This is a genomic window from Massilia sp. Mn16-1_5, assembly GCF_004798585.1.
In the GTDB taxonomy this organism is placed as follows: domain Bacteria; phylum Pseudomonadota; class Gammaproteobacteria; order Burkholderiales; family Burkholderiaceae_D; genus Telluria.
In genome coordinates this window covers 1-24,967 of record NZ_PPXQ01000020.1, presented here as the reverse complement: position 1 = coordinate 24,967, position 24,967 = coordinate 1, and the positions used below count along the sequence as shown (strand labels likewise).

Here is a 24,967-nt window from a genome sequence, read left to right as displayed (position 1 = left end):
GGGTGAGCGCCGGCAGCGCACATTACACCTTCGGAGCCGTCTCCGTCAGCCGCGCTTCCAGCTCGGCCACGCGCAGCTCGAGCGCTTCGAGTTTCGCGCGCGTCTTTGCCAGCACCTGGGCCTGGATATCGAATTCCTCGCGGGTCACCAGGTCGAGCTTGGAAAAGCCCTGGGTCATCATCGCCTTGACGTTGCGCTCGATGTCCTTGGCGGGCGAGCTTTCCATCGCCTGGTTGATCTTGCCTTGCAAGTCGTTGAAGAAATTATTCATGTCCATCTGTCCTGGTCAGCGAGACGGCGCACCACGTTGGTGCGCGGCGACCTCGTTTTAGTGCGTGGCGGCGTGTCTTGTGTCGGCCGCGCACGAATTTGTGGTGATTACCACCGAAAGTGGGGCGTGTGAGCGAGAAATCAAGCACATGGGATGCCCCCGTGAGCTGGCACGCATTCTGCTACAGGATGAATAAAGCTGCAACTCAGGCGACCAGAGACACCACTATCCGTCCATCCAAACAGGGGAATCGTATGAAGAACAAGTTGGCAAGCAGTGTAGCGTTCGCGTTGGCAATGATGGGCAGCGCGCAGGCGCAGGAAACCCCGGCACCCGAGCACCAGGTCAGCTATAACGCGGCGCTGACCAGCGAGTACCGCTACCGCGGCCTGTCGCAGACCCGCTTCGACCCCGCGCTGCAGGGCGGCGCCGACTACACCCATACGCCGACCGGTCTGTACGTGGGGACCTGGCTGTCGACCATCAAGTGGACCAAGGACCTGGGCGGCGACGGCGATGTCGAGGTCGACTTGTACGCCGGCAAGCGCGGCCAGATCACGGACGCGATCAGCTATGACGTCGGCGGCCTGTACTACTGGTATCCGTCGAACGACCTGAATCCGAACGCGAACACCTTCGAGCTCTACGGCCAGGTCGGCTTCGGTCCCGCCTACCTGAAGTACTCGCACTCGACTTCCAACCTGTTCGGCACGCCGGACAGCAAGCAGAGCGGCTACCTGGACCTCGGCGCCAACGTGCCCGTCACCGCCGTCGAAGGCCTGGTGCTGAACCTGCACGTAGGCCGCCAGCGCGTGAAGAACAACGGTGGTCTCTCGTACACCGACTACAAGGTCGGCCTGACCAAGGACCTGGGCTTTGCCAGCGTCTCCCTGGCCTGGATCAAGGCCAATACCGAAGCCTACCTCAGCCCGCAAGGACGCAACCTGGGCAAGTCGGCGGCCGTTGTGTCCGTATCAAAAACTTTCTGAAAGAGGCAATGCGATGAAACTGATTACCGCCATCATCAAACCCTTCAAGCTCGACGAGGTGCGCGAGGCGCTGTCCGAGATTAACGTGCAGGGCATGACGGTGACCGAAGTCAAAGGCTTCGGCCGCCAGAAAGGACACACCGAGCTCTACCGTGGAGCCGAGTACGTGGTCGACTTCCTTCCCAAGATCAAGATCGAAGCGGCCGTGGACGACGCCATCGTCGACCAAGTCATCGACGCCATCCAGGGCGCGGCACGCACCGGCAAGATCGGCGACGGCAAGATTTTCGTATCCGACCTCAATCAGGTCATCCGTATCCGTACCGGCGAGACCGGCAACGAAGCACTGTAAGGGGATCCCAATGAAAGCAATAACGAATAAAGTCCTGGGCGCCGCATTGGCGTTGGGTGTTGCGTTGCCGGCGTGGGCCGCACCGAGCATCAACAAGGGCGACACCGCCTGGATGTTCACCGCCACCCTGCTGGTGATCATGATGTCGATCCCGGGCCTGGCCCTGTTCTACGGCGGCCTGGTGCGCGCCAAGAACATGCTGTCGGTGCTGCTGCAGATCTTCATGATCTTCTCGCTGATCATCGTGCTGTGGTGCCTGTACGGCTACTCGCTCGCCTTTACCGGCGGCAGCCCCTTCATCGGCGGCTTCGATCGCGCCTTCCTGAACGGCATCTACGATCCAGTTGCCGGCGTGTTCAGCATGGCCGGCACCTTCAGCAAGGAGACGATGATTCCCGAATTCATCTTCGTCGCCTTCCAGGGCACCTTTGCCGCCATCACCTGCGGCCTGATCGTCGGCGCCTTCGCCGAGCGCGCGCGCTTCTCGGCGGTGATGCTGTTCATCGTGCTGTGGTTTACCTTCGGCTACCTGCCGGTCGCGCACATGGTCTGGTTCTGGGCCGGTCCTGATGCGATCACCGACGCCACCACGCTCGCCGCCGTCACCGACGCCGCCGGCTGGCTGTGGCAGAAGGGCGCGCTCGACTTCGCGGGCGGCACCGTGGTGCACATCAACGCGGCAGTCGCCGGCCTGGTCGGTGCCTACGTGATCGGCAAGCGCGTCGGCTACGGCCGCGAATCGATGGCCCCGCACTCGATGACCATGACCATGATCGGCGCCTCGCTGCTGTGGGTGGGCTGGTTCGGCTTCAATGCCGGTTCTGCGCTGGAAGCGGGCGACGTTGCCGCGCTGGCCTTCATCAACACCCTGCTGGCGACCGCCGCCGCGACCGTCGCCTGGACCATGGGCGAATGGCTGACCAAGGGCAAGCCCTCGATGCTGGGCGCCGCATCGGGCGCCGTCTCCGGCCTGGTGGCGATCACCCCGGCCTGCGGTTTCGTCGGCCCGATGGGTGCGCTGGTGATCGGTATCGTCGGCGGTTTCGTCTGCCTGTGGGGTGTGAACGGCCTGAAGCGCATGCTGCGCGTGGACGATTCGCTCGACGTCTTCGGCGTGCACGGTGTCGGCGGTATCGTCGGCGCACTGCTGACCGGTGTGTTCGCCTCGCCGCAGCTGGGCGGGCAGGGCGTCTGGGACTACGTCACCAACAAGGCTTCGCCGGATTATTCGATCGGTCACCAGGTCTGGGTGCAGGCCCAGGCGGTGGGCGTGACCATCATCTGGTCGGCTGTGATCGCTTTCGTCGCCTTTAAAATCGTCGACATCGTGATCGGCCTGCGTGTGCCGGAAGAGCAGGAACGGGAGGGCCTGGATATTACCAGCCACGGCGAATCGGCGTACCATTCGTAAAACCGCGACCCAGTTAGCATAAAGTGCAAAAGGGCGCCCCGCGGGGCGCCCTTTTTTCGTGCGGTGCAGCAGAAGCCTTTAAAATGGGGAAACTTGCCCCAAATAAGGGCATTCATTGCCAAGAAGCCAATAAGGACGCCCACTTTCATGGTTCCGCACCTCGCCACCGCCCTCACCGGCCCGCTGCTCGACTTAGAGAAAAAGATCCTCGACGCCACGCCGGCGATCGAGCGTTGGTTCCGCCTCGAGTGGCAGGAGCACACGCCGCCGTTCTATTGCTCGGTCGACCTGCGCAATGCCGGTTATAAACTGGCGCCGGTCGACACCAATCTGTTCCCGGGCGGTTTTAATAACCTTGCCACCGAGATGCTGCCGCTGACCGTGCAGGCGGCGATGGCGGCGATCGACAAGTATTGTCCGGACGCGCGCAACCTGCTCCTGATTCCGGAAACCCACACACGCAACCCGCACTACCTGCAGAACGTGGCGAGATTGATGCAGATTTTCCGCCAGACCGGCCTGCACGTGCGCCTCGGTTCGCTCTCGCCGGACGTCACCCAGCCGACCCCGCTGGCGCTGCCGGACGGGAACATGCTGGTGGTGGAGCCGCTGGTGCGTTCGCCCAACGGACGCCGCCTCGGCCTGGCCGATTTCGATCCGTGCACGATCCTGCTGAACAACGATTTATCCAGCGGCATCCCAACTATCCTGGAAAACATCCACGAGCAGTCGCTGCTGCCGCCGGTGCACGCCGGCTGGGCGCTGCGCCGCAAGAGCAACCACCTGAAGGCGTTCGACGAAGTCGCCAAGAAATTCGGCAAGCTGATCGACATCGACCCGTGGCTGGTCAATCCGCTGCACGCGAAGGTGGGCGAGGTCGACCTCGAGCACGACCAGGGCACCGAGGCACTGGCCGATGCCGTGTCCTCTCTGCTGTCGAAGGTCAAGAAGAAATACAAGGAATACGGCATGAAGGAGCAGAAACCCTTCGTGATCGTCAAACCCGACGCCGGCACCTACGGCATGGGCGTCATCACCATCAAGGATGCGAGCGAAGTACGCGACCTCTCGCTCAAGCAGCGCGCGCGCATGTCGGTGATCAAGGACGGCGTCGCCGTGACCGACCTGATCGTGCAGGAAGGCGTGCCGACTTTCGAAAAGATCGACGACGCCGTGGCCGAGCCGGTCGTCTACATGATCGACCGCTACGTGGTCGGCGGCTTCTACCGCGTGCACGCCGAGAAGGGCATCGACCAGAACCTGAACGCGCCGGGTTCGCAGTACGTGCCGCTGGCATTCGCGCAGCAGCATGCGGTGCCGGATTTGAAGGCGAAGCCGGGGACGGCGGCGCCGAACCGGTTCTACGTATATGGCGTGGTGGCGCGCCTGGGCTTGCTAGCGGCCTCGCTCGAGATGGAACGCACGGATCCAAATCCGGAAGTGTATTAAGGCGTAGGGTGGGCGCCCTGTGCCCACCAAAACCATGCGCCGCGTTAATTCATCATTTTGGTGGGCACAGGGCGCCCACCCTACCGCTCCTTTTGCGCCATGTAAATGAAATGCGAACGCAGCGGCGGCACCAGCGCCGCCACTGCCTCCGTCACGAGCGCCGGCATGGCGGCCAGCGGACGGCCGATGGGCGGCGCGAGCAACAAGGTCTCGTATTGCTGGCGATGACCCGGCCAATAAGTGTCGAGCTCGGCACGCGTGACTTTGCGCACGTGCGGATTGCGCGGGTTGTTGTAGCGGAAGTCGAACACCAGGCACCAGCCGCCCGGTTTCAGGACGCGCCACATGTCCGCGGCCAGGCGCTGGCGCAATTCCGGATCCAGCACCGAGGAAATGACGGTATTCGCGCTGACGAGGTCGGCGCTGGCGGCGGGCAGGGCCGCCAGCGGGCCGCAATGCCAGCGCACTTCCGGCGCCGTGCGCGGCCGGGCCAGGTCGAGCCGGTCCTGCTGCAGTTCGGTGCCCAGCAGGTGAGCGGGCGTCGCGCCCCAGTCGATTAGCTGGCGCAGGAAGCCGCCGCTGCCACAGCCGACATCGACGGCGCGCACCTTGCCGAGGTCGGTGCCGACGGTGGCGGCCAGCATGCGCGCCACGACCCGCATGCGCATCGCGTGCTGCATGACGACGTCGGGCCGGTGCCAGGCGTAGCGTGCCAGCGCGGCGCCGCCATGCCAGCCGCGGTACACGCCCGCCAGGCGATCCTGTTCCCGTTGGTGGTCGAGTTGGGCATCCATGCAGCCATCCTCGCCCAGGCAATCGCATGCGGGTTTGCGCGCGCTCAGGCGTGCTTTCGATCTTCGTCAATTTGCTCATTGGCACTATGTGCCGAAGGGAATCATCCAGACTGGCCCCCCGGCCGCGCGACTTCGGGATTCCGGATAAAATCGTGGGCATTATCCAGACAGGACCCTCCATGAAAATCGCCTTCCTCGCCGATCCCTTATCGGGTTTCAAAATCTACAAGGACTCGACCTTTGCGATGATGCGCGAGGCGGCGCGGCGCGGCCACGAGATCTATGCCTTCGAGCAGCGCGACATGGCGCTCGAGCAGGGTGTCGTTTCGGCTGAAGTGCGGCGCATCCACCTGACCGGAGAGCAGGACGAGTGGTATCGCGCGGATGAGGCGCATGACCTGCGCCTGTCGAGTTTCGATGCCATCATCGAGCGCAAGGATCCGCCCTTCGACATGGAATATGTCTATGGGACTTATCTGCTGGAACTGGCGGAAAAGCAGGGCGCGCGCGTGTTCAACAAGCCTTCGGCGATCCGCGACCACAACGAGAAACTGGCCATCGGCCAGTTCAGCCAATTTACTTCGCCGACCCTGGTCACGTCTTCGGAAAAGCGCCTGCGCGCCTTCCACGCCCAGCATGGCGACGTGATCTTCAAGCCGCTCGACGGCATGGGCGGCACCGGCATCTTCCGCGTGAAGCATGACGCCATGAACCTGGGCGCCATCATCGAAACCCTGAGCGACAATGGAAAGCGCACCATTATGGTGCAAAAATATATTCCTGATATCGTCAAGGGCGACAAGCGCATTCTCGTGATCGGCGGTAAACCAGTCCCCTTCGCGCTGGCGCGCATCCCGCAAGGGACCGAAGTGCGCGGCAACCTGGCAGCTGGCGGCATCGGCGTCGCCCAGCCGATCACCGAGCGCGACCGTGAGATCGCCGAGACCCTCGGGCCGATGCTGGCCGAGCGTGGGCTGTTGCTGGTAGGATTAGACGTGATCGGCGATTTCCTGACCGAGGTGAATGTCACCAGCCCGACCTGCTTCCAGGAGATCACCGACCAGACCGGTTTCGACGTGGCGGCGATGTTCATCGACGCCGTCGAGGCTGCAACAGGAAAATGACATGGTAGGTATTTTGCTCCTGACCCACGCACCGCTGGGCCAGGCATTCATCGCGGCGGTGGCCCACGTGTTCCGTGGCCCAACCGAGCGTTTCGAGGCGATCGACGTTGCCGCCGACGAGGACACGCACGCCGTCAACGCACGGGCGCGCGAGGCGATCGCACGCCTGGACGAGGGCGACGGCGTGCTCGTGATCACCGACATCAAAGGTGGCACGCCGTCCAATTGCTGCAATTCGCTGGCGATCGATGGCCGCGTGGAAGTCATCGCCGGCATCAGCCTGCCGATGCTGCTGCGCGCGATCACCTACCGCAGAGACACGCTCGACGTGGTGGTGGAGATGGCGCTGGCCGGCGCGCAAAACGGCGCGGTACGCGTGGATAACCGTATCCGCGTCGGTTAGGAGCGCATGAAAAAGCCTCATGGCGGCGTTGCATCGTCTCGCCGTACTAGCGTACTGTCTTCGACGATGCGCCTTGCCCTGAGGCTTTTTCAAGCGCTCCAGGTTTAGAAGTACCCAGGATGCAGTTCTGACGATTGAAAAGAAAACGAAAACATGATTCAACAAGAACTTGAAATTATCAACAAACTGGGCTTGCATGCCCGCGCATCCGCCAAATTCACCCAGCTGGCCGCGAAGTACAAAAGCGAAGTCTGGCTCACCCGCAATGGCCGCCGCATCAACGCCAAGTCGATCATGGGCGTGATGATGCTGGCCGCCGGCAAGGGCGCGAAAGTCACCCTGGAGGCCGACGGCGCCGACGAACAGGACGCGATCACGGCACTGGCCGCCCTCGTCAACGACAAGTTCGGCGAAGGCGAGTAATGCCGGAATCGGGCCGCTACCGTTCGGGACCCTCGATGGCGTCGTTCACGCTCCACGGCATCCCCGTCTCGCGCGGAATTGCGATCGGGCGCGCGCACCTGCTCACGCCGGCCGCGCTCGACGTCAAGCACTACCTGGTCCCGGAAGAGCAGGTCGAAGCCGAAGTGAAACGCCTGCAGGACGCGATCGCCGAAGTGCACCGCAACCTGCAGGAACTGTGGACCGACCTGCCGAAGGATGCGCCGACCGAACTGGGCGCCTTCATCGACGTCCATGCGCTGATCCTGTCCGACCCGATGATTTCGGAAGCGCCGCTCGACATCATCCGCACGCGCCACTACAACGCCGAATGGGCGCTGGTGACCCAGATCGACGAGCTCTCGGCCCAGTTCGACGAGATCGAAGATCCCTACCTGCGCGAGCGCAAGCACGACATCCAGCAGGTCGCCGAGCGCGTTTTGAAAGTCCTGATGGGGACCGCCCTGAGCGTGCCGCCGGTGCTGGCCAGCGACGAGGGCTACCAGCCGCAGATGGTGGTGGTCGCCCACGACATCTCGCCGGCCGACATGCTGGCCTTCCGCGACCGCGCCGGCGAATCGCGCTCCTTCATCGGCTTCGTCACCGATGTCGGCGGCCAGAACTCGCACACGGCGATCGTCGCCCGTTCGCTCGACATCCCGGCGGCAGTGGGCATGAGCCAGGCCTCGCGCCTGATCGAACAGGACGACTGGGTCATCGTCGACGGCGACGCCGGCGTCGTGATCTGCAATCCGAGCCCGCTGGTGCTGGAACAGTACCGCGCGCGCCAGGCGGCGCTGACCAAGGCGAGAAAGCGCCTGCTCAAGCTCAAGAAAACGCCCGCCGTGACGAAAGACGGCACCGCGATCAAGCTGATGGCGAACATCGAGCTGCCCGACGACTGCCCGCATGCGCTCGACGCCGGCGCGACCGGCATCGGCCTGTTCCGCTCCGAATTCCTGTTCATGGGCCGCGGCGCCCACGGCCTGACGGCGCCCGACGAGGACGAGCAGTTCGAGCAGTACAAGCGCGCCGTGGTGGCGATGAAGGGCCGTCCGGTGACGATCCGCACGCTCGACGTGGGCGCCGACAAGCCGCTCGACACGACCGAGCACACGGCCCTGAATCCGGCGCTGGGACTGCGCGCGATCCGCTACTGCCTGGCCGAACCGCAGCTGTTCCTGACCCAGCTGCGCGCGATCCTGCGTGCCTCCGCCTTCGGCAAGGTGCGCATCCTGTTCCCGATGCTGGCGCACGCCTTCGAGATCGACCAGACCCTGAACATCCTGGAGCAGGCCAAGGCCCAGCTGCGCGAACAGAACGTCAAGTTCGACGAAGCGGTGGAAGTCGGCGCCATGATCGAGATCCCGGCCGCCGCGCTGGCGCTGCCGATGTTCGTGCGGCGCATGAACTTCCTCTCGATCGGCACCAACGATTTGATTCAATACACGCTGGCGATCGACCGCGTCGACTACGAAGTGGCGCACCTGTACGACCCGCTGCATCCGGCTGTCCTGCAGCTGATCGGCATGACGATCGCGGCAGGGCAGAAGGCCGGCATCGACGTCGCCGTGTGCGGCGAGATGGCGGGCGACATCAAGCTGACGCGCCTGCTGCTGGGCATGGGCCTGCGCGAATTCTCGATGCACCCGGCCCAGCTGCTGTCGGTGAAGCAGGAAATCCTGAACGCCGACCTGGCCCAGATCGCACCCCGAATGCGGCGCATCATGCGCTCGATGGAGCCGGGCGAGATCCTTGACGCGGTCGAACAGCTCCAGCTCACGTAATACCGTCCTACCGAAGGCGGCCATGATGTTAAAAGCGGCCGCCACACACATCATCAAGAAAGTCTCATGGGATCCATTGGAACCGTTTCTCCTTCAGCGATGCAGTTCGCCGAACCTTTGCTCCTGCAAAGCGGCGCGCAGATCGACAACTACACGCTGATGTACGAAACCTACGGCACGCTCAATGCCGACAAATCGAATGCGGTGCTGATCTGCCACGCATTGAACGCCTCGCACCACGTCGCCGGCACCTATGCCGACGCGCCGAAAAACCTCGGCTGGTGGGACAACATGGTCGGACCGGGCAAACCCGTCGACACCGACCGCTTCTTCGTCATCGGCGTCAACAACCTCGGCTCTTGCTTCGGCTCGACCGGCCCGATGCACCTTAACCCGGCCACCGGCAAGCCCTATGGCGCGGCGTTCCCGCTGCTGACGGTGGAGGACTGGGTCGCGGCCCAGGCGCGCCTGGCCGATCGCCTCGGCATCGAACAGTTCGCGGCCGTGATGGGCGGCTCGCTCGGCGGCATGCAGGCCCTCTCATGGAGCATCATGTTCCCCGAGCGCCTGCGCCACTGTATCGTGATCGCCTCGACCCCGAAGCTCTCGGCCCAGAACATCGCCTTCAACGACGTCGCGCGCCAGGCCATCCTCACCGACCCGGACTACCACGGCGGCGATTTCTACGAGCACGGCGTGGTGCCGAAGAACGGCCTGAAAGTGGCACGCATGGTCGGCCACATCACCTACCTGTCGAACGACGACATGGCGGAAAAATTCGGCCGCAAGCTGCGTAACGCCGCCGAATCGAACGATTACAAATTCGACTTCGGCATCGACTTCGAGATCGAGTCCTACCTGCGCTACCAGGGCGACAAGTTCTCGGAGTACTTCGACGCGAACACTTACCTCCTGATCACCAAGGCGCTCGACTACTTCGACCCGGCGCGCGAGCATGGCGGCGACCTCACGAAAGCGCTGGCATCGACCCGCGCCCAGTTCCTGATCGCCTCCTTTACCACCGACTGGCGCTTCTCGCCGGAGCGCAGCCGCGAGATCGTGGAAGCCCTGATCTCGAACCGGCGCCAGGTCACCTACGCCGAGATCGACGCGCCGCACGGGCACGACGCCTTCCTGCTGGAAGACGCGCGCTACATGGGCGTGGTGCGGGCCTATTACGACCGCATCGCCGAACAACTGGCAGGGGAGGCCGCATGAAGTTCGAAGACTTGACGACGCTGCGCCCCGACCTGGCCTTCATCGCGCACTGGGTGAGCGACGGCGCCCATGTGCTGGACGTCGGCTGCGGCGACGGCGCCATGCTGCGCTACCTGGAAAAGGGCAAGCGCTGCACCGGCTACGGCATCGAGATCGCCGACGACAAGGTGCTGGAAAGCACCCGCCGCGGCATCAACGTGATCCAGCACGACATGGAAGCGGGCCTCGGCCTGTTCGGCGACAATTCCTTCGACACGGTGCTGTGCCTTTCCTCGCTGCAGATGATGCAGCACGTCGAGGCCCTGCTGCGCGACATCGTGCGCGTGGGGACGGAGGCGATCGTCTCCTTCCCGAACTTCGCCTACTGGCCGCACCGCGTCGCGCTTTTAAAAGGCCGCATGCCGGTCTCGCGCTCGCTGCCGTACCAGTGGTACGACACCCCGAACGTGCGCTGCGCAACGATCTATGACTTCAAGGAGCTGGCGGAGGAGTGCGGTCTCGAGGTGCTGGACTACGTGGCGCTGGCCGAGGGCAAGCCGGTCAGTTTCCTGCCGAACCTGCGCGGGAGCCTGGCGGTGTTCAGGCTGCGCAAGAAAGCAAAGCGCGGGTGAGGAATCGTGCGGTCCCATCGGCGCTTTTCTGAGACGATGCTGTTGACAAAAACAGCACATCGGTTACCAACATGAAGAAACTTAAACACCTTACCCTCTGCATCGCGCTGCTGACCAGTCTTGCCGGCGTCAGCCCGGCGCAGGCCCAGAAAGAGCAGGTCGTCCAGGACGGCATCGCCGTCAAGCCGCTCTCGCGCGTGCGCGTGCTGGTTCCGGAAGAGCAGATGAACGAAGCGGCGGCCCAGCAGTACCGCGAGATGCTGTCGCAGGCGCAACAAAAAGGCGCGCTGGTGCCGGCCACCGATCCGCAGACCAAGCGGGTACGCGGCGTCGCCCAACGCATCATTCCCTATGCGCCGCGCTGGAATGCCAACGCCAAGGACTGGAACTGGGAAGTCAACCTGTTCGATTCGCCCCAGGTGAATGCCTTCTGCATGCCGGGCGGGCGCATCGGCGTATTCACCGGCATTATCAACCAGCTGAAACTGACCGACGACGAAATGGCCGCCATCATCGGCCATGAAGTTGCCCACGCACTGCGCGAGCACGGCCGCGAGCGCACCGCCAAATCCGGCATCACCTCGATGGTCGCGCGCGGCGCCGGCGCGCTCGGCTCGGCCATCTTCGGCATCGACCCGAACATCACGAATACCGTGACCGGCATGATCGGCCAAGGCGTGGTCCTGAAATTCTCGCGCGACGAAGAGCGCGAGGCCGACCTGGTGGGCCTCGACATCGCGGCCCGCGCCGGCTACGACCCGCGTGCGGGGATCGCCCTGTGGCGCAAGATGGCGATGCTGAACAAGGGCGCGCCGCCCGAGTTCCTGTCCACCCACCCGGGCGGCGAAACCCGCATCAAGGACATGGAACAGCACATGAACGTGCTGCTGCCGCTGTATGCGCGCAGCAAGGGCACCAGCGTGAATCGCCTGCCGCCTTACCGCACCAACGTCGCTATCCGATAAATGGGTCACCAGGCAGAAGCCAACTCCTATGTCCCGCTGCCGGTCCGCAACGGCGTCGCGCCCAGCTACCTGTGGCTGACCGAGACGCTGGCCGGCGGCATGCTGCGTTTTCTGACGGAGCGCTTCCCGGACGTCGCGCGCGAGTCCTGGGCCGCGCGCCTGCAGCGCGGCGAAGTCGTCGACGCGACGGGAAAACCGCTGCAAGCGGACAGCCATGTCCGCCAGGGCATGCGCATCTGGTATTACCGCGAGCTGGACGAACCTGAAACGCCGATCCCGTTCAAGGAGCGCATCCTGTTCCAGGACCAGCACCTGCTGATCGTCGACAAGCCGCATTTCCTGCCGATGATCCCGACCGGACGCTTCCTGCACGAGACCCTGCTGGTGCGCCTGAAAGCCCAGCTGGAACTGCCGCACCTGGTCCCGATCCACCGCCTCGACCGCGAAACGGCCGGCGTCGTGATCTTCTCGCACAACCCGGATACGCGCGGCAAGTACCAGTCGATGTTCCAGAAGCGGGTGGTGAAAAAAGTGTACGAGGCGCTGGCGGGGCCGATCGCGGGGAGGGAATTCCCTTTTACTTACCGCAGCCGCATGCAGGATGCGGCGCAGTTTTTCGTCAGCGAAGAGGTGCCGGGCGAGCCGAATTCGGAAACGCTGATCGAGGTCGTCGAGCGCCGCGGCGATGTCGTGCGCTACCGCCTGCACCCGCACACGGGTCGCAAGCACCAGCTGCGCCTGCACCTGTCGTCGCTCGGCGCACCGATCCTGAACGACGCCTTTTATCCGGTGGCGCTGCCCTGCAAGGGCGACGATTTTTCAGCGCCGCTGCAGCTGCTGGCGCGCACGATCAGTTTCGAGGACCCACTGACCGGAGAGACGCGTACGTTCAGCAGTGAACGTACGCTCGATTGGCCTGCCTGATTACAAGTGGTAGTCGATGATCAGGGGAGCGTGGTCCGAGAAACGCTCGTCCTTGTAGACCGACACCGTATGCGCCTTGGCCGCAATGCCCGGGGTCGCGACGTGGTAATCGATGCGCCAGCCCACGTTCTTCGCGTAGGCCTGGCCGCGGTTGCTCCACCAGGTGTAGTCGGCCGCTTCCGGCGCCACGGTGCGGTGCACGTCGACCAGGCCCAGTTCGTCGAACAGGCGCGTCATCCAGGCGCGTTCTTCCGGCAGGAAGCCCGAGTTCTTCTGGTTGCTCTTCCAGTTTTTGAGGTCGATTTCCTTGTGCGCGATATTCCAGTCGCCGCAGATGACGACTTCGCGGCCCTCGGCCTTCAGCTCCTGCAGGTGCGGCAGGAAGACTTCCATGAAGCGGAACTTCGCCAGCTGGCGCTCGGGCGAGGACGAACCCGAAGGGCAGTACACCGAAATCACGGTGAGATTGCCGAAATCGCAGCGGGTGTAGCGGCCTTCGGCGTCGAATTCCTCGCAGCCGAAGCCGATGCGCTTGTTGTCCGGCGCCAGGCGGCTATACACGCCGGTGCCCGAATACCCCTTCTTTTCGGCGTAGTGGAAATGGCCATGGTAGCCGTGCGGACGGAGGAATTCCTCGGTCATGTCGGCTTCCTGGGCTTTCAGTTCCTGTACGCAGATGAAGTCGGCGTCGGCATTCGCGAGCCAGTTGAAAAAACCTTTCTTGTGCGCCGAACGGATGCCGTTCAGGTTGGCGGAAATAATTCGTGGCATGGATCAAAGAAGAGAAGTGGGTCGGAAGGTCCGCGATTCGGCCCGCAGTGCGGCAGGGCAGTAGTGTAGCGCTTTTTATCTGTTGCCGGCAGGCCATACCTTTGTTGCACTGTGTGTACAGCTCTGCCGTGCATGGCATTCCTTACAGGCACCATCTGTTAAACTTGATCCTTATGGCCGGACACATTGCGTGCGCGGCAGCAACCAAGGGGAAAGACAACAGTGCTCATTCAAGACGACGCAGCGCCGCTGGAGAACCATGATGAAAACGCGCATATCGTGCGTTTCTACGATGACAATGCTCGCCTGGTCGACGAGGTTGCCGGGTTCGTCGATGCCGCCTTGTCGATCGGCGGCGCCGGTCTTGTCATTGCGACACCGGAGCACGCGCAAGCCCTGTGCGCGCGCCTGAAGCACGGCGATGCCGCCGGCACGCGCCTGGTCTTCCTGGACGCACGCGACACGCTCGAGCGCCTGATGGTCGCCGGCGAACCGGATGGCGAGCGCTTCAAGGCCATCATCCGTGCTGCCTGCGCACAGCTGGGCAAGCATGCCGGTACCCTGCACGCCTTCGGCGAAATGGTCGCCCTGCTGTGCGCCGACGGCAACTACAGCGCCGCGGTCCGCCTCGAGCAGCTGTGGAACGAACTGGGCGAAGAGATGCGCTTTTCCCTGTTCTGCGCCTATCCCTGGGAGGCTTTCCCGAACGCCGACTTCGCCGCCCGCTTCGACCAGGTCTGCGCCGCCCACCAGCATGCGTGCACCCAGTCCGTGGATGGCGTGCTGCACGACGTGATGGGCAAGCCGCTCGAACTCGTCAGGCTCGAACGCAAGGCGCGCGCGCTGGACGAGGAAGTGGCGCGCCGCCAGGAAGCCGAGCGCGCCCTGCAGCGGCGCGAGGAGGAGCTGAACGATTTCGTCGAGAACGCCGCCGAAGGCCTGCACAAGGTCGGCGCGGACGGCACCATCCTGTGGGCCAACAAGGCCGAGCTGCAGATGCTCGGCTACGGCTGGGAAGAATACGTCGGCCGCCATATCGCCGACTTCCACGTCGACGCCGACGTCATCGACCATATCCTGAAGACGCTGCTCTCCGGCGGCACCCTGATCGACCAGCCGGCGCGCCTGCGTTGCAAGGACGGCTCGGTCAAGCACGTCCTGATCAGCTCGAACGGCTGCATGGATGGCGGTACCCTGCGCTACACGCGCTGCTTCACGCGCGACGCCACCGAACGCCACCAGCGCGACGAAGCGCTGCTCCGCCTGGAGCGCGCCCACGCCGAGCGCGAGCGCCTGCTCGACGAGCTGACCACGGCCAACCGCACCAAGGACGAATTCCTGGCCATGCTCGGCCACGAACTGCGCAACCCGCTGTCGCCGATCGTCACCGCCCTGCAGCTGATGCGCATGCGCGAGGAAAGCGCGGCGCTGCGCGAGCGCGAGATTATCGAGCGCCAGGTCGAGCACCTGGTGCGCCTGGTGGACGACCTGATGGACGTGGCGCGCGCCACGCGCGGCCAGATCGAACTGAAGTCCGAACGCGGCGACCTGGCCGTCCCGCTGGCAAAAGCGGTCGAGATGGCCAGCCCGCTGCTCGAGCAGCGCGGCCACCATTTGTCCGTCGAGGTCGAAGCAGGCATGGACTGGGAAGGCGATCCGATGCGCCTGGCGCAGGTGGTGTCGAACCTGCTCACCAACGCCGCGCGCTACACCGAAAACGGTGGCGCGGTGACGCTGTCGGCCCGGCGCGACGGCGCCGGCTGGCTGCGCATTGCTGTCAAGGACAACGGCATCGGCCTGGCGCCCGAGGTGCTGCCCCAGGTCTTCGGCCTGTTCTTCCAGGGTAAGCGCAGCGTCGACCGCGTCGAAGGCGGCCTGGGCATCGGCCTGGCGCTGGTGAAGAACATCGTCGAGCTCCATGGCGGCACGGTCGAAGCGCGCAGCGCAGGCCTGGGGCAGGGCAGCGAATTCATCGTGCGCCTGCCGGTGCACGCGCTGGCGCCAAGCAGTGAGCCAGAGGCGGCCGCGGGGCCGCTACCGGCCGCCACAGGCCGGCGCTTCATGGTGGTCGACGACAACGCCGATGCGGCCGAGACGCTGGGCATGCTGCTCTCCGTGCACGGGCACGAGGTCAGCGTCTTCAACGATCCGGTCAGCGCATTGGAAGCGGCACCGCGCCTGCGCCCGGACATCGCCGTGCTCGATATCGGCCTGCCTGTCCTCGACGGCTACGAACTGGCCACGCGCCTGCGCGCGCTGCCCGGTTTGAAAGGCTGCCGCCTGATCGCGCTGTCGGGCTACGGCCAGGACGGCGACCGTGAGCGCAGCGAAGCCGCCGGCTTCGAGCGCCACCTGGTCAAGCCGATCACGCCCGAGCAGGTGGCGCGCCTGGCCGAAGAGTGAAAACGCCGGTAAGCGTCGTTTTCACGGCCGGCGCAGATTAAAATACGCTCTTTCGAATACAGGGAGAGCCGTGTGAACAATCTGCGCCAGGAGTTTATTGCGTTTTCGGTCGAGACCGGAGTCTTGAAATTCGGTCAATTCACGACCAAGGCCGGGCGGCTCTCGCCTTATTTCTTCAACGCCGGCCTGTTCCACGACGGCGCCACGCTGGGCCGGCTGGCCCAGTTCTACGCCCAGACCCTGCTCGATTCCGGCGTCGAGTTCGACATGCTGTTCGGCCCGGCCTATAAAGGCATCACGCTGGCCAGCGCCACCGCCGTCGCCCTGGCCGCCAAGGGCCGCAATACCTCGTATGCATACAACCGCAAGGAAGCCAAGGACCACGGCGAAGGCGGCACCATCGTCGGCGCAGGCCTCAAGGGCAAGGTCGTGATCGTCGACGACGTGATCTCGGCCGGCACCTCGGTACGCGAATCGGTCGCCATGATCCGCGCCGCCGGCGCGGAACCTGCCGCCGTGCTGATCGCGCTCGACCGCATGGAACGCTCGGGCAAGGACGACGCCTTGTCGGAAGGCTCGGCGGTGCAGCAGGTGGCGCAGGAGTTCGGCATTCCGGTGATCTCGATCGCCAACCTGGACGACCTGTTTACTTACCTGTCGGGCGAAGGCGCCGGCGCTGAACTGGGGCAGCACAAGGAGGCGGTGGCGGCGTATCGCACGCGTTACGGCGTCTGAGCGATGAGGCGCCTGCTTGCGGCGGGGCTGGCGCTGCTGTGCGCGGCATCGGCGGCGGGTGCCGCCTGTCCGGGCGCCGACGCCTGGCAGGCAGCCCATCCGCAGGAGTCGGACGAAGCGCTGGCTGCGCGCGACGACGCGCGCAGCTTCACCCATCCCGCCCTGCGCGCCGAACTGGCCGAGCGCGTCGCGCGCGACCAGAAGGCGCGCATCGCGTATCTTGCCGACCGCAGCGATGAAGCCGCCGCACGGGCCGTCAACCGCATCGACGACGACAACCTGCGCTGGCTGCACGCGCTGGTGCGCGCGCAGGATTTCCCGAGCGCGCGCCAGGTCGGCGAGCAGGGCGTGCAGCATGCCTGGCTGCTGGCCCAGCATGCCGATATCGCTCCGAAGTTCCAGGCGGCCCTGCTGCCCGTGATGATGCTGCGCGCGGCCGACGGCGAACTGCCGCTGAGCGATTTTGCGCGCTTCAGCGACCGCGTGCTGAAAGCGCAAGGCAAGCCGCAGCGCTACGGCACCCAGTTCAGCCCGGAGGAGTGGGCCACGCCGCATTTCGGCTTGCCGGACGAGGCCAGCGTGCAGGCGGTCGAAGCGAACCGGCGCGCACTGGGCGTGATGCCGCTGGCCGATTACGTGTGCATGATGAGCGAGGCGAGGAAGCCGCGGTGAGCGCTCTCCCTGCAAGAGCGCGGCCGGACATCAGAGAAGCGCGGCGGGGATCGTCGCCGCTTCGCGGGCCAGGAATACCAGGCGCTGGGCCTGCTGGTTGATGAACGCCGCGATCTGCGCGACGAACGCAGGTTCCTCGTCCTGATATGCGTTCGAGCGCGCCAATTCGACAGCGGCGGTACTGGCCGCATTGGCCAGGCGCTCTGCCTCGCGCCGCATCAGCTTGCGGTCGATGCCGCAACGTGCGGCGAAGTCTGCGAGGGCAAACGGCGTGACCTCGTCCAATGTGAACGCATCGCCGTATGCCATTGCGAGGTCGGTATCGATGTGCGCATACTGGACCAGGCTGACCAGGTCATACCAGGGCGCCGGTTCGAGGTAGCCCCCCGGGCCGACAAAGAACGAGAAGTTCTTGCCGTGTGCATCGCTGTTCCCGATCAGGAACTGGAACAGCGCCCAGCGCAGCATCGCCAGCCTGGCCAGTGCCTTGTTGGCCGTCAGCCCGCCAAGGCCGAACAGGCGCTCGAAACTCATGCCTTCGCGAATATCGCGCACGGCGGCTTCCTTCCCGAGATTGCGCTCGTACTTGAAGCTGACGGGCAGGTCGCAGGCCTGGCAGGCATCGACCATGTGGCGGCGCTGGACGCGTGCTTCTCCATTTTGCTCCTGCACGATACGGTCGAAACGGCGCACGACCAGCACCGGGCGAGGCGTACGCAGCAACTGGACCTCGGCCGCGGGCAAGCCGATGCGGCGCGCAAGCGTCATGCAGAAGTGTTCGTTGACCGCCAGGTGCGGCAGCCGGGGGGAGGCAAGGTCGGGTTTCAGGATATGGGTCGATGCCAGGCGCGGGCCTTCGACCAGGAACAGGCGTCCGCCCTGTTCGAGCGGCGCGTCGAGGTAGACCAATAGCTTGTCCTGAACGCCCGCGACCGACATACGTACCTTGCCGTCCCATACCGTGAACGGCATGTCGCGGTCCGCGATGCGCGCGTCCAGTTCCGTGACCGGAATTTCGCGCTTCTCGTGTCCGGCCGAAGCCGTAGCGATGCCTTCCTGCGTGTCCTGGAAGCGTAGTACGCCGGCGGTTTCCTGGCCAAGTGCGCGAATCAGGCCGAACACATTCGACCTGGCGAGGCCATTGGTGGCGATGGCCACATCCAGGGCATGCCCTTCCGGCAGCAGGTGTTCGATGAAGCGCTTGATCGAACGCGAATCGTATCCATGCCCCGCCGCGGCAAGCGGCAAGGACGGCGACAAGGGAAAAGCCCCCGGATTGCCGAGCCATGCAGGGGTATAGGTCAAGGCCCACGCATCCGGCAGCGGGTCGTGCCCGATGTGCGCCATCAGGGACTCGCCGGCGTAGACCTCGAGCTCGAATCTCACGAGCTCTCTCCTGCCTTACCCGGCAGGATTGCCGGCCGGGCGGAGTGCGCCCAGGGATGCTCCTTGGGTACGACGAGCAATGCCAGGCCAAGGCCATCGAGCACTGCCAGTGCCTTGTCCAGGCGTACGCTGCCCTGGCCGTTTTCGAGCCGCGACATCAGATCGACCGATACGCCGAGCAGTCCTGCTGCGTCATCGATACGCAACTGCTGAGCTCGGCGTCGCTGTCGCACCAAAGGACCCAGCTCATCGGGGGAAACAAGAAGGGCAGGTAGGGCGTTCATGGTCATTGTTTCGGAAATTCAGAAATAATGTCCAGTATAGCTGCACTTTTGAAGCATTTTCTGAAATTCCGAAATTTTTTGTTTTACAACGCATCGAGTACTGATATTTCTGAAAGTCCGAAACATCGTGGCTTGTGCGGGCATAAAAAAACCGGAGCATGCTCCGGCTTTTTGTCGATACAGGCTGTCTCAACCCGCCAGCTTCTTCTTGAGCAGCTCCGTCACCTGCGCCGGATTCGCCTTGCCCTTCGAGGCCTTCATGGTCTGGCCGATCAGCGCGTTGATCGCCGCTTCCTTGCCGGCGCGGTACTGCTCGACCGATTTCGCATTCGCGGCCAGCACCTCGTCGACGATCGCTTCCAGTGCGCCCGTGTCCGAGATCTGCTTCAGGCCCTTCTGTTCGATCACGATGTCGGCCAGGTTCTCGTCCGTCGATTTCGCTTCCCACATGGCCGCGAAGACTTCCTTGCCGGCCTTGTTCGAGATCGTGCCGTCGGCGATGCGCTTGATGAGCAGCGCCAGTTGCGATGCTTCGACCGGCGATTCGGTGATCTCGACGCCTTCGCGGTTCAGGGTCGAGGAGACGTCGCCCATCATCCAGTTGGCGATCGCCTTGGCGTTTTCCTTGCCGGCTTTCGCGACGACGGCTTCGTAGTAGTTCGCCATCGCCTGCGAGGAGGTGAGGATCAGGCTGTCGTATTCCGGCAGGCCGTAGTCGCCGGTGAAGCGCTGGCGCATGGCTTCCGGCAGTTCCGGCATGTCGGCCTTGATACGCTCGATCCACTCTTCCGAGATCATCAAAGGCGGCAGGTCCGGGTCGGGGAAGTAGCGGTAGTCCTGCGCGTCCTCTTTCGAGCGCATGGCGCGGGTTTCCTTCCGGTCCGGGTCCCACAGGCGGGTGGCCTGCTGGACCTTGCCGCCGTCTTCGATCAGCTCGATCTGGCGCCGCACTTCGTAGTGGATCGCCTCTTCCATGAAGCGGAAGGAGTTCAGGTTCTTGATCTCGCAGCGGGTGCCGAATTCCTGCTGGCCCAGCGGACGTACCGAGACGTTGACGTCGCAGCGGAAGGAGCCTTCCTGCATGTTGCCGTCGCAGACGCCGAGCCACATCACCAGCGAGTGCAGGGCTTTCGCGTAGGCCACCGCTTCGGCGGCGCTGCGCATTTCCGGCTCCGAGACGATCTCGAGCAGCGGCGTGCCGGCGCGGTTCAGGTCGATGCCGGTCATGCCGGCATAGTCCTCGTGCAGCGACTTGCCGGCATCCTCCTCCAGGTGTGCCCGGGTCAGGTTGACGGTCTTCGTCTCCAGCTTGCCATCCTTCTCGTAGCCGAAGGTGATCGTACCGCCCTGGACCACGGGGTCTTCGAACTGGCTGATCTGGTAGCCCTTCGGCAGGTCCGGATAGAAGTAGTTTTTACGGGCGAAGACCGACTGCGGCGCGATCTTCGCGCCCACTGCCAGGCCGAAGCGGATCGCGCGCTCGACGGCGCCCTTGTTCATTACGGGCAGCACGCCCGGCAGGGCCAGGTCCACGGGGCTGGCCTGCGTGTTCGGCTCGGCGCCGAACTGGATCGAGCTGCCGCTGAAGATTTTCGAATTGGTCGTGAGCTGGACGTGGTTCTCAAGACCGATGACGACTTCCCATTGCATGGTGTTCTCTCTTTGTATTCTCTGTGCTGGCGCTGGTTGAACGCGTGGGCGGGAGACCCGCCCACCTTACGTTTTAGACGCCTTCAGGCGCGCGTTGGTGCCAGTCGGTCGCCAGCTGGTACTGGTGCGCGACGTTCAGCAGCTTCGCTTCGCTGAAGTAGTTGCCGATGATTTGCAGGCCGACCGGGCGCTTGCCGTTCTTCTCGCCTGCGCCGAAGCCGCAAGGAATCGACATGCCGGGCAGGCCGGCCAGGCTGGTCGACAGCGTGAAGATGTCGGCCAGGTAGTTGGCGACCGGGTCGTTCGTCTTCGAACCCGCGTCCCAGGCGACGCTCGGCGCGACCGGGCCCATGATGACGTCGCACTTGTCGGTGAACGCGGCCTGGAAGTCGTCGGCGATCAGGCGGCGGATCTTCTGCGCCTGCACGTAGTAGGCGTCGTAGTAGCCATGGCAGAGCACATAGGTGCCGACCATGATGCGGCGCTGGACTTCGCGGCCGAAACCTTCGGCGCGGGTCTTCTTGTACATGTCGGCCAGGTCCTTGTACTCGCTGGCGCGGTGGCCGTAGCGCACGCCGTCGAAGCGCGACAGGTTCGAGGAGGCCTCGGCCGGGGCGATGATGTAGTAGGTCGGGATCGACAGCGCGGTTTTCGGCAGCGAGATGTCGACGAGCGTTGCGCCCAGTTTCACGAACTGGTCCAGCGCGGCGCGCACGGCGGCTTCGACGTCGGCGGCCAGGCCTTCGCCGAAGTACTCGCTCGGCACGCCGATGCGCAGGCCGTTCAATGGCTTGTCGAGGTCGCGGGTAAAATCTTCGTGCAGGTTGCCTTGTTCAGGCGTCAGGCTGGTCGAGTCGCGGCCGTCGTGGCCGACCATTTCATTGAGCAGCAGGGCGCAGTCTTCGGCCGTCTGCGCCATCGGGCCGCCCTGGTCGAGCGAGGAGGCGAAGGCGATCATGCCGAAGCGCGAGACGCGGCCGTAGGTCGGCTTGATGCCGGTGACGCCGCAGAAGGCGGCCGGCTGGCGGATCGAGCCGCCGGTGTCGGTGGCGGTCGCGGCCGGCGCCAGGCGCGCGGCGATCGCGGCGGCCGAGCCGCCCGAGGAGCCGCCCGGCACGGCCAGGGCGTCCCACGGGTTCTGCACCGGACCGAAAGCCGAGTTCTCGTTGGCCGAGCCCATCGCGAATTCGTCGCAGTTCACCTTGCCGAGCGTGACCATGCCGGCCGCGTTGAAGCGCTCGACGACGGTCGCGTCGAAGGGGCTGACGTAGTTGGCCAGCATCTTCGAACCGGCAGTCGTGCGCCAGTCGCGCGTGACGAAGATATCCTTATGGGCGATCGGCACGCCGGTCAGGGGGCCGGCGCTGCCCTCGGCAATGCGCGCGTCGGCCGCGGCTGCCTGGGCCAGCGACAGGGCCGGGTCGACGTGCAGGAAGGCGTTGTGGCCGCTGGCGGCGATGCGGTCGAGGAAGTGGCGCGTGAGCTCGGTGCTCGACACCTGTTTCGCCTGCAGCAGCGCGGACAGTTCTTTGATGGTCTTGTTATGCATGGTGCGTACTCTGTTCGTGAGGGCAGGGTTACTCGATCACCTTCGGCACCAGGTACAAACCGTCCTGGGCCTTTGGCGCAGGCGCCTGGTAGTCGTCGCGGCGGTTTTCCTCCGTGACCACGTCTTCGCGCAGGCGCAGCGGCAGCGCGAGGATGGCGGCCAGCGGATGCGACAACGGCGCAACACCGCTGGTGTCGACCGCCTGCATCTGTTCGGCCAGGGCGAAGATGCCGTTCAACTCGCCCAGTGCGGTCTCGGCATGGGCATCGTCCATCTCGAGCTGCGCCAGGTTGGCGATGCGTTTTACGTCTGAAAGAGTCAGGGACATGGCAAAAAGGCGCGGCGCGGGCCGCGTTCAAAATGTGGTTGGGCGGATAACGGAATTGGGCGCTGCGCTGTTGAACGCCTTGCTACGGTCGATAAAACCTTGTTAATCCCGTCGATCTCGCTTCAGGAACTAGAGGGGAAAACCCCCTGTTTTCAGCGTTTAATCGGCAAATTATAAGGTAGAATGGCGGGCTAATGCGTGGTCTGCGCCGAATGAGCGCGGCCCGTATAGGAAAAGACCGCGGGGCGCGAAGCAGGCGCAGGTGCGGCGAGGATTCCCGATTAAATTTTTACGCGCGGTTTCGCGCATCAGGACACACATGTTTGGTTCTTTACGCAGTTACTTCTCGAACGACCTGGCAATCGACCTGGGTACCGCCAATACGCTGATCTATGTGCGCGGCCAGGGCATCGTGCTGGACGAACCATCGGTCGTCGCGATCCGCCAGCAGGGCGGCCCGAACGGCAAGAAGACGATCCAGGCGGTCGGCAAGAAAGCCAAGCAGATGCTGGGCAAGGTGCCGGGCAATATCGAAGCGATCCGTCCGATGAAGGATGGCGTCATCGCCGACTTCACCGTCACCGAAGAGATGCTCAAGCAGTTCATCCGCATGGTGCACGATTCGAAGTTCTTCCGTCCGTCGCCGCGCATCATCATCTGCGTGCCTTGCGGTTCGACCCAGGTCGAGCGCCGCGCGATCCGCGAATCGGCGCTGGGCGCCGGCGCCTCGCAGGTCTACCTGATCGAAGAGCCGATGGCGGCCGCGATCGGCGCCGGCCTGCCGGTATCGGATGCGACCGGCTCGATGGTGGTCGACATCGGCGGCGGCACCACCGAAGTGGGCATCATCTCGCTGGGCGGCATGGTCTATAAAGGCTCGGTGCGCGTGGGCGGCGACAAGTTCGACGAAGCCATCGTCAACTACATCCGCCGCAACTACGGCATGCTGATCGGCGAACAGACCGCCGAAGCGATCAAGAAGGCCATCGGTTCGGCCTTCCCGGGTTCGGAAGTCAAGGAAATGGAAGTCAAGGGCCGCAACCTGTCCGAAGGCATCCCGCGCGCGTTCACCATCTCGTCGAACGAGATCCTGGAAGCGCTGACCGACCCGCTGAACAACATCGTCTCGGCCGTCAAGAACGCCCTCGAGCAGACCCCGCCGGAACTGGGCGCCGACATCGCCGAGAAGGGCATGATGCTGACCGGCGGCGGCGCGCTGCTGCGCGACCTGGACCGCCTGCTGATGGAAGAGACCGGCCTGCCGGTGCTGGTGGCCGAAGATCCGCTGACCTGCGTGGTGCGCGGTTCCGGCATGGCGCTGGAACACAATGACAAGCTGGGTTCGATCTTCTCGTACGAATAAAGAAGCCTTCGGCTCGATCGTGCAAGACCCTGGGCAGGCCGCCGGTGCAATACCGGCCGCCTGCCTGCGCTGATTCTGGGCGGATGCTCCGCCATTATTGAAATTCATGGATTACAGTCCTCCGCCGCTTTTCAAACAGGGCGCCCCCGCACGGGTCAAGGTGACGGTATTCGCGCTGGTGTCGCTGGTGCTGCTGGTGGTCGATGCGCGCATGCACGTGCTCACCACCGTGCGCCAGGTCGCCGCCACCGTGCTCTATCCGCTGCAGATGGCCGCGCTGATGCCGCGCGACGCCGTCTCCAGCATGGGCGGCTATTTTTCCTCGCTCTCGAGCTTGCAGAATGAAGTGCGCGAGCTGAAGAACCAGCAGGTCGCGCAGGCCCAGGCGATGCAGGAGGCCCAGCTCCAGACGGCGGAGAACGCCCACCTGCGGCGCCTGCTGGAGGCGCGCGAGCACCTGCCGGTGCAGTCGATCATGGGCGAGATCCTGTACGACGCACGCGATCCCTCGACCCGCCGCATCGTCCTCGACCGCGGCTCGCGCAATGGCGTGCAGCTCGGCCTGCCGGTGATCGACAACGCCGGCGTCATCGGCCAGGTCACCCGCGTCTTCCCCTTTACTTCCGAAGTCACCCTGCTGACCGACCGCGAGCAGGCCATTCCCGTGCAGGTGCTGCGCTCGGGCCTGCGCAGCATCGCCTATGGCCGCGGACGCTCGGGCCTGCTCGACCTGCGCTTCGTGGCGCCCGATGCCGACATCCAGGTCGGCGACGTGATCGTCACCTCGGGCCTGGACGGCATGTACCCGGCCGGCCTCGCGGTCGCCAAGGTGGTGCAGGTCGAGAAGGTCGCCGCCGGCGCCTTCGGCCGTGTGGTCTGCCAGCCGCTGGGCGGCGTCGACCGTAATCGCCAGCTGCTGATCGTGATGTCGCAGGCTGCACGCGAACCGCGTCCGGCCGATCTTCCGGCACCGCCCGCGCATGCCGGCGCGCGCCGCAACCTGCCGAAGATGGAGCCGGTTCCGGCGCCGCCGCTGCCGGCCGCGCCGCTGCCGGCGCAGGGCGTGCCGGTGCAGCAGCAGGGCGTC

At 64.5% G+C, this 24,967-nt stretch carries 25 protein-coding genes; 17 read left to right on the top strand and 8 right to left on the bottom strand.

Translation table 11 applies throughout. The features are described 5' to 3' along the window. Positions 1 to 22 precede the first annotated feature (22 nt). Positions 23 to 277, bottom strand: a complete 255-nt coding sequence (locus C2862_RS21110; RefSeq protein ID WP_136222310.1) for an accessory factor UbiK family protein — start codon at positions 275 to 277, stop codon at positions 23 to 25. A gap of 248 nt (positions 278 to 525) precedes the next feature. On the opposite strand from C2862_RS21110, the gene C2862_RS21105 reads away from it, so the two are divergent. The 4 genes from C2862_RS21105 to gshA all read left to right on the top strand — a co-directional run bounded on the left by C2862_RS21105 (position 526) and on the right by gshA (position 4,472). Next, positions 526 to 1,260, top strand: a complete 735-nt coding sequence (locus C2862_RS21105; RefSeq protein WP_136222308.1) for a TorF family putative porin — start codon at positions 526 to 528, stop codon at positions 1,258 to 1,260. A gap of 13 nt (positions 1,261 to 1,273) precedes the next feature. Next, on the top strand, positions 1,274 to 1,612 hold the full coding sequence (gene glnK / locus C2862_RS21100) for a P-II family nitrogen regulator (protein WP_136222306.1): 339 nt from the start codon (positions 1,274 to 1,276) through the stop codon (positions 1,610 to 1,612). Between the two features lie 10 nt (positions 1,613 to 1,622). Further along, positions 1,623 to 3,023: an ammonium transporter gene (amt, locus tag C2862_RS21095; protein WP_136222304.1), complete on the top strand. Its 1,401-nt coding sequence runs from the start codon at positions 1,623 to 1,625 to the stop codon at positions 3,021 to 3,023. A 147-nt stretch (positions 3,024 to 3,170) separates the two neighbouring features. Next, positions 3,171 to 4,472 carry a glutamate--cysteine ligase gene (gene gshA, locus C2862_RS21090; RefSeq protein WP_136222302.1) on the top strand — a complete coding sequence of 434 codons (1,302 nt, stop codon included), beginning with the start codon at positions 3,171 to 3,173 and terminating at the stop codon, positions 4,470 to 4,472. Between the two features lie 80 nt (positions 4,473 to 4,552). Here gshA and C2862_RS21085 read toward each other — a convergent pair whose 3' ends face one another. After that, complete coding sequence (locus tag C2862_RS21085) at positions 4,553 to 5,266, bottom strand: class I SAM-dependent methyltransferase (RefSeq protein WP_136222300.1); 714 nt, start codon at positions 5,264 to 5,266, stop codon at positions 4,553 to 4,555. A 179-nt stretch (positions 5,267 to 5,445) separates the two neighbouring features. Here C2862_RS21085 and gshB point away from each other — a divergent pair, with 179 nt between their 5' ends. The 8 genes from gshB (at position 5,446) to C2862_RS21045 (ending at position 12,739) form a co-directional block, all read left to right on the top strand. Beyond that, positions 5,446 to 6,390 carry a glutathione synthase gene (gene gshB, locus C2862_RS21080; RefSeq protein WP_136222298.1) on the top strand — a complete coding sequence of 315 codons (945 nt, stop codon included), beginning with the start codon at positions 5,446 to 5,448 and terminating at the stop codon, positions 6,388 to 6,390. A 1-nt stretch (position 6,391) separates the two neighbouring features. Continuing rightward, a complete protein-coding gene (locus C2862_RS21075; protein ID WP_136222296.1) occupies positions 6,392 to 6,793 on the top strand; it encodes a PTS sugar transporter subunit IIA in 402 nt (133 codons plus the stop codon). Between the two features lie 153 nt (positions 6,794 to 6,946). Then, positions 6,947 to 7,216, top strand: coding sequence for an HPr family phosphocarrier protein (locus C2862_RS21070; protein WP_136222294.1), 270 nt, complete (start codon positions 6,947 to 6,949; stop codon positions 7,214 to 7,216). Between the two features lie 35 nt (positions 7,217 to 7,251). Next, the gene (gene ptsP, locus C2862_RS21065; RefSeq protein ID WP_136222392.1) at positions 7,252 to 9,021 is read left to right on the top strand and encodes a phosphoenolpyruvate--protein phosphotransferase; all 1,770 of its coding nucleotides are present in this window, start codon (positions 7,252 to 7,254) and stop codon (positions 9,019 to 9,021) included. A 99-nt stretch (positions 9,022 to 9,120) separates the two neighbouring features. After that, entirely contained in the window at positions 9,121 to 10,239 is a 1,119-nt protein-coding gene (locus C2862_RS21060; RefSeq protein ID WP_229467541.1) for a homoserine O-acetyltransferase, read from the top strand. Continuing rightward, positions 10,236 to 10,850, top strand: coding sequence for a methionine biosynthesis protein MetW (gene metW / locus C2862_RS21055; RefSeq protein ID WP_136222290.1), 615 nt, complete (start codon positions 10,236 to 10,238; stop codon positions 10,848 to 10,850). The genes C2862_RS21060 and metW overlap by 4 nt, the downstream gene beginning before the upstream one ends. A gap of 71 nt (positions 10,851 to 10,921) precedes the next feature. Beyond that, entirely contained in the window at positions 10,922 to 11,815 is an 894-nt protein-coding gene (locus C2862_RS21050) for a M48 family metallopeptidase (protein ID WP_136222288.1), read from the top strand. Next, positions 11,816 to 12,739 (top strand): pseudouridine synthase, encoded by a 924-nt coding sequence (locus tag C2862_RS21045; RefSeq protein WP_136222286.1) that lies wholly within the window; start codon positions 11,816 to 11,818, stop codon positions 12,737 to 12,739. It abuts the gene before it with no gap. On the opposite strand, the gene C2862_RS21040 is transcribed toward C2862_RS21045, so the two are convergent. Further along, entirely contained in the window at positions 12,740 to 13,510 is a 771-nt protein-coding gene (locus C2862_RS21040) for an exodeoxyribonuclease III (protein ID WP_136222284.1), read from the bottom strand. 222 nt (positions 13,511 to 13,732) lie between these two features. Here C2862_RS21040 and C2862_RS21035 point away from each other — a divergent pair, with 222 nt between their 5' ends. The 3 genes from C2862_RS21035 (at position 13,733) to C2862_RS21025 (ending at position 17,320) form a co-directional block, all read left to right on the top strand. Then, the gene (locus C2862_RS21035) at positions 13,733 to 15,913 is read left to right on the top strand and encodes an ATP-binding protein (protein WP_229467535.1); all 2,181 of its coding nucleotides are present in this window, start codon (positions 13,733 to 13,735) and stop codon (positions 15,911 to 15,913) included. Positions 15,914 to 15,985: 72 nt separating this feature from the next. Next, positions 15,986 to 16,648, top strand: a complete 663-nt coding sequence (gene pyrE, locus C2862_RS21030) for an orotate phosphoribosyltransferase (protein WP_136222282.1) — start codon at positions 15,986 to 15,988, stop codon at positions 16,646 to 16,648. Positions 16,649 to 16,651: 3 nt separating this feature from the next. After that, positions 16,652 to 17,320 carry a DUF6624 domain-containing protein gene (locus C2862_RS21025; RefSeq protein ID WP_136222280.1) on the top strand — a complete coding sequence of 223 codons (669 nt, stop codon included), beginning with the start codon at positions 16,652 to 16,654 and terminating at the stop codon, positions 17,318 to 17,320. Positions 17,321 to 17,350: 30 nt separating this feature from the next. Here C2862_RS21025 and C2862_RS21020 read toward each other — a convergent pair whose 3' ends face one another. The 5 genes from C2862_RS21020 to gatC all read right to left on the bottom strand — a co-directional run bounded on the left by C2862_RS21020 (position 17,351) and on the right by gatC (position 22,517). After that, complete coding sequence (locus C2862_RS21020; RefSeq protein ID WP_136222278.1) at positions 17,351 to 18,706, bottom strand: HipA domain-containing protein; 1,356 nt, start codon at positions 18,704 to 18,706, stop codon at positions 17,351 to 17,353. Next, entirely contained in the window at positions 18,703 to 18,996 is a 294-nt protein-coding gene (locus C2862_RS21015) for a helix-turn-helix domain-containing protein (protein ID WP_136222276.1), read from the bottom strand. Before C2862_RS21015 ends, C2862_RS21020 begins: the two co-directional genes overlap by 4 nt. Before the next feature lie 183 nt (positions 18,997 to 19,179). After that, a complete protein-coding gene (gene gatB, locus C2862_RS21010) occupies positions 19,180 to 20,658 on the bottom strand; it encodes an Asp-tRNA(Asn)/Glu-tRNA(Gln) amidotransferase subunit GatB (RefSeq protein ID WP_267873544.1) in 1,479 nt (492 codons plus the stop codon). Positions 20,659 to 20,713: 55 nt separating this feature from the next. Continuing rightward, the gene (gene gatA / locus C2862_RS21005) at positions 20,714 to 22,189 is read right to left on the bottom strand and encodes an Asp-tRNA(Asn)/Glu-tRNA(Gln) amidotransferase subunit GatA (protein ID WP_136222272.1); all 1,476 of its coding nucleotides are present in this window, start codon (positions 22,187 to 22,189) and stop codon (positions 20,714 to 20,716) included. A 28-nt stretch (positions 22,190 to 22,217) separates the two neighbouring features. Then, positions 22,218 to 22,517 (bottom strand): Asp-tRNA(Asn)/Glu-tRNA(Gln) amidotransferase subunit GatC, encoded by a 300-nt coding sequence (gene gatC / locus C2862_RS21000; protein WP_136222270.1) that lies wholly within the window; start codon positions 22,515 to 22,517, stop codon positions 22,218 to 22,220. Between the two features lie 319 nt (positions 22,518 to 22,836). Between gatC and C2862_RS20995 the strand changes: the two genes are divergently transcribed. Together C2862_RS20995 and mreC are read left to right on the top strand one after the other, a co-directional pair. Beyond that, a complete protein-coding gene (locus C2862_RS20995) occupies positions 22,837 to 23,880 on the top strand; it encodes a rod shape-determining protein (protein ID WP_056338938.1) in 1,044 nt (347 codons plus the stop codon). Between the two features lie 106 nt (positions 23,881 to 23,986). Then, positions 23,987 to 24,967 (top strand): rod shape-determining protein MreC (gene mreC / locus C2862_RS20990; protein WP_136222269.1); only part of this gene is annotated, 981 nt, incomplete at its 3' end.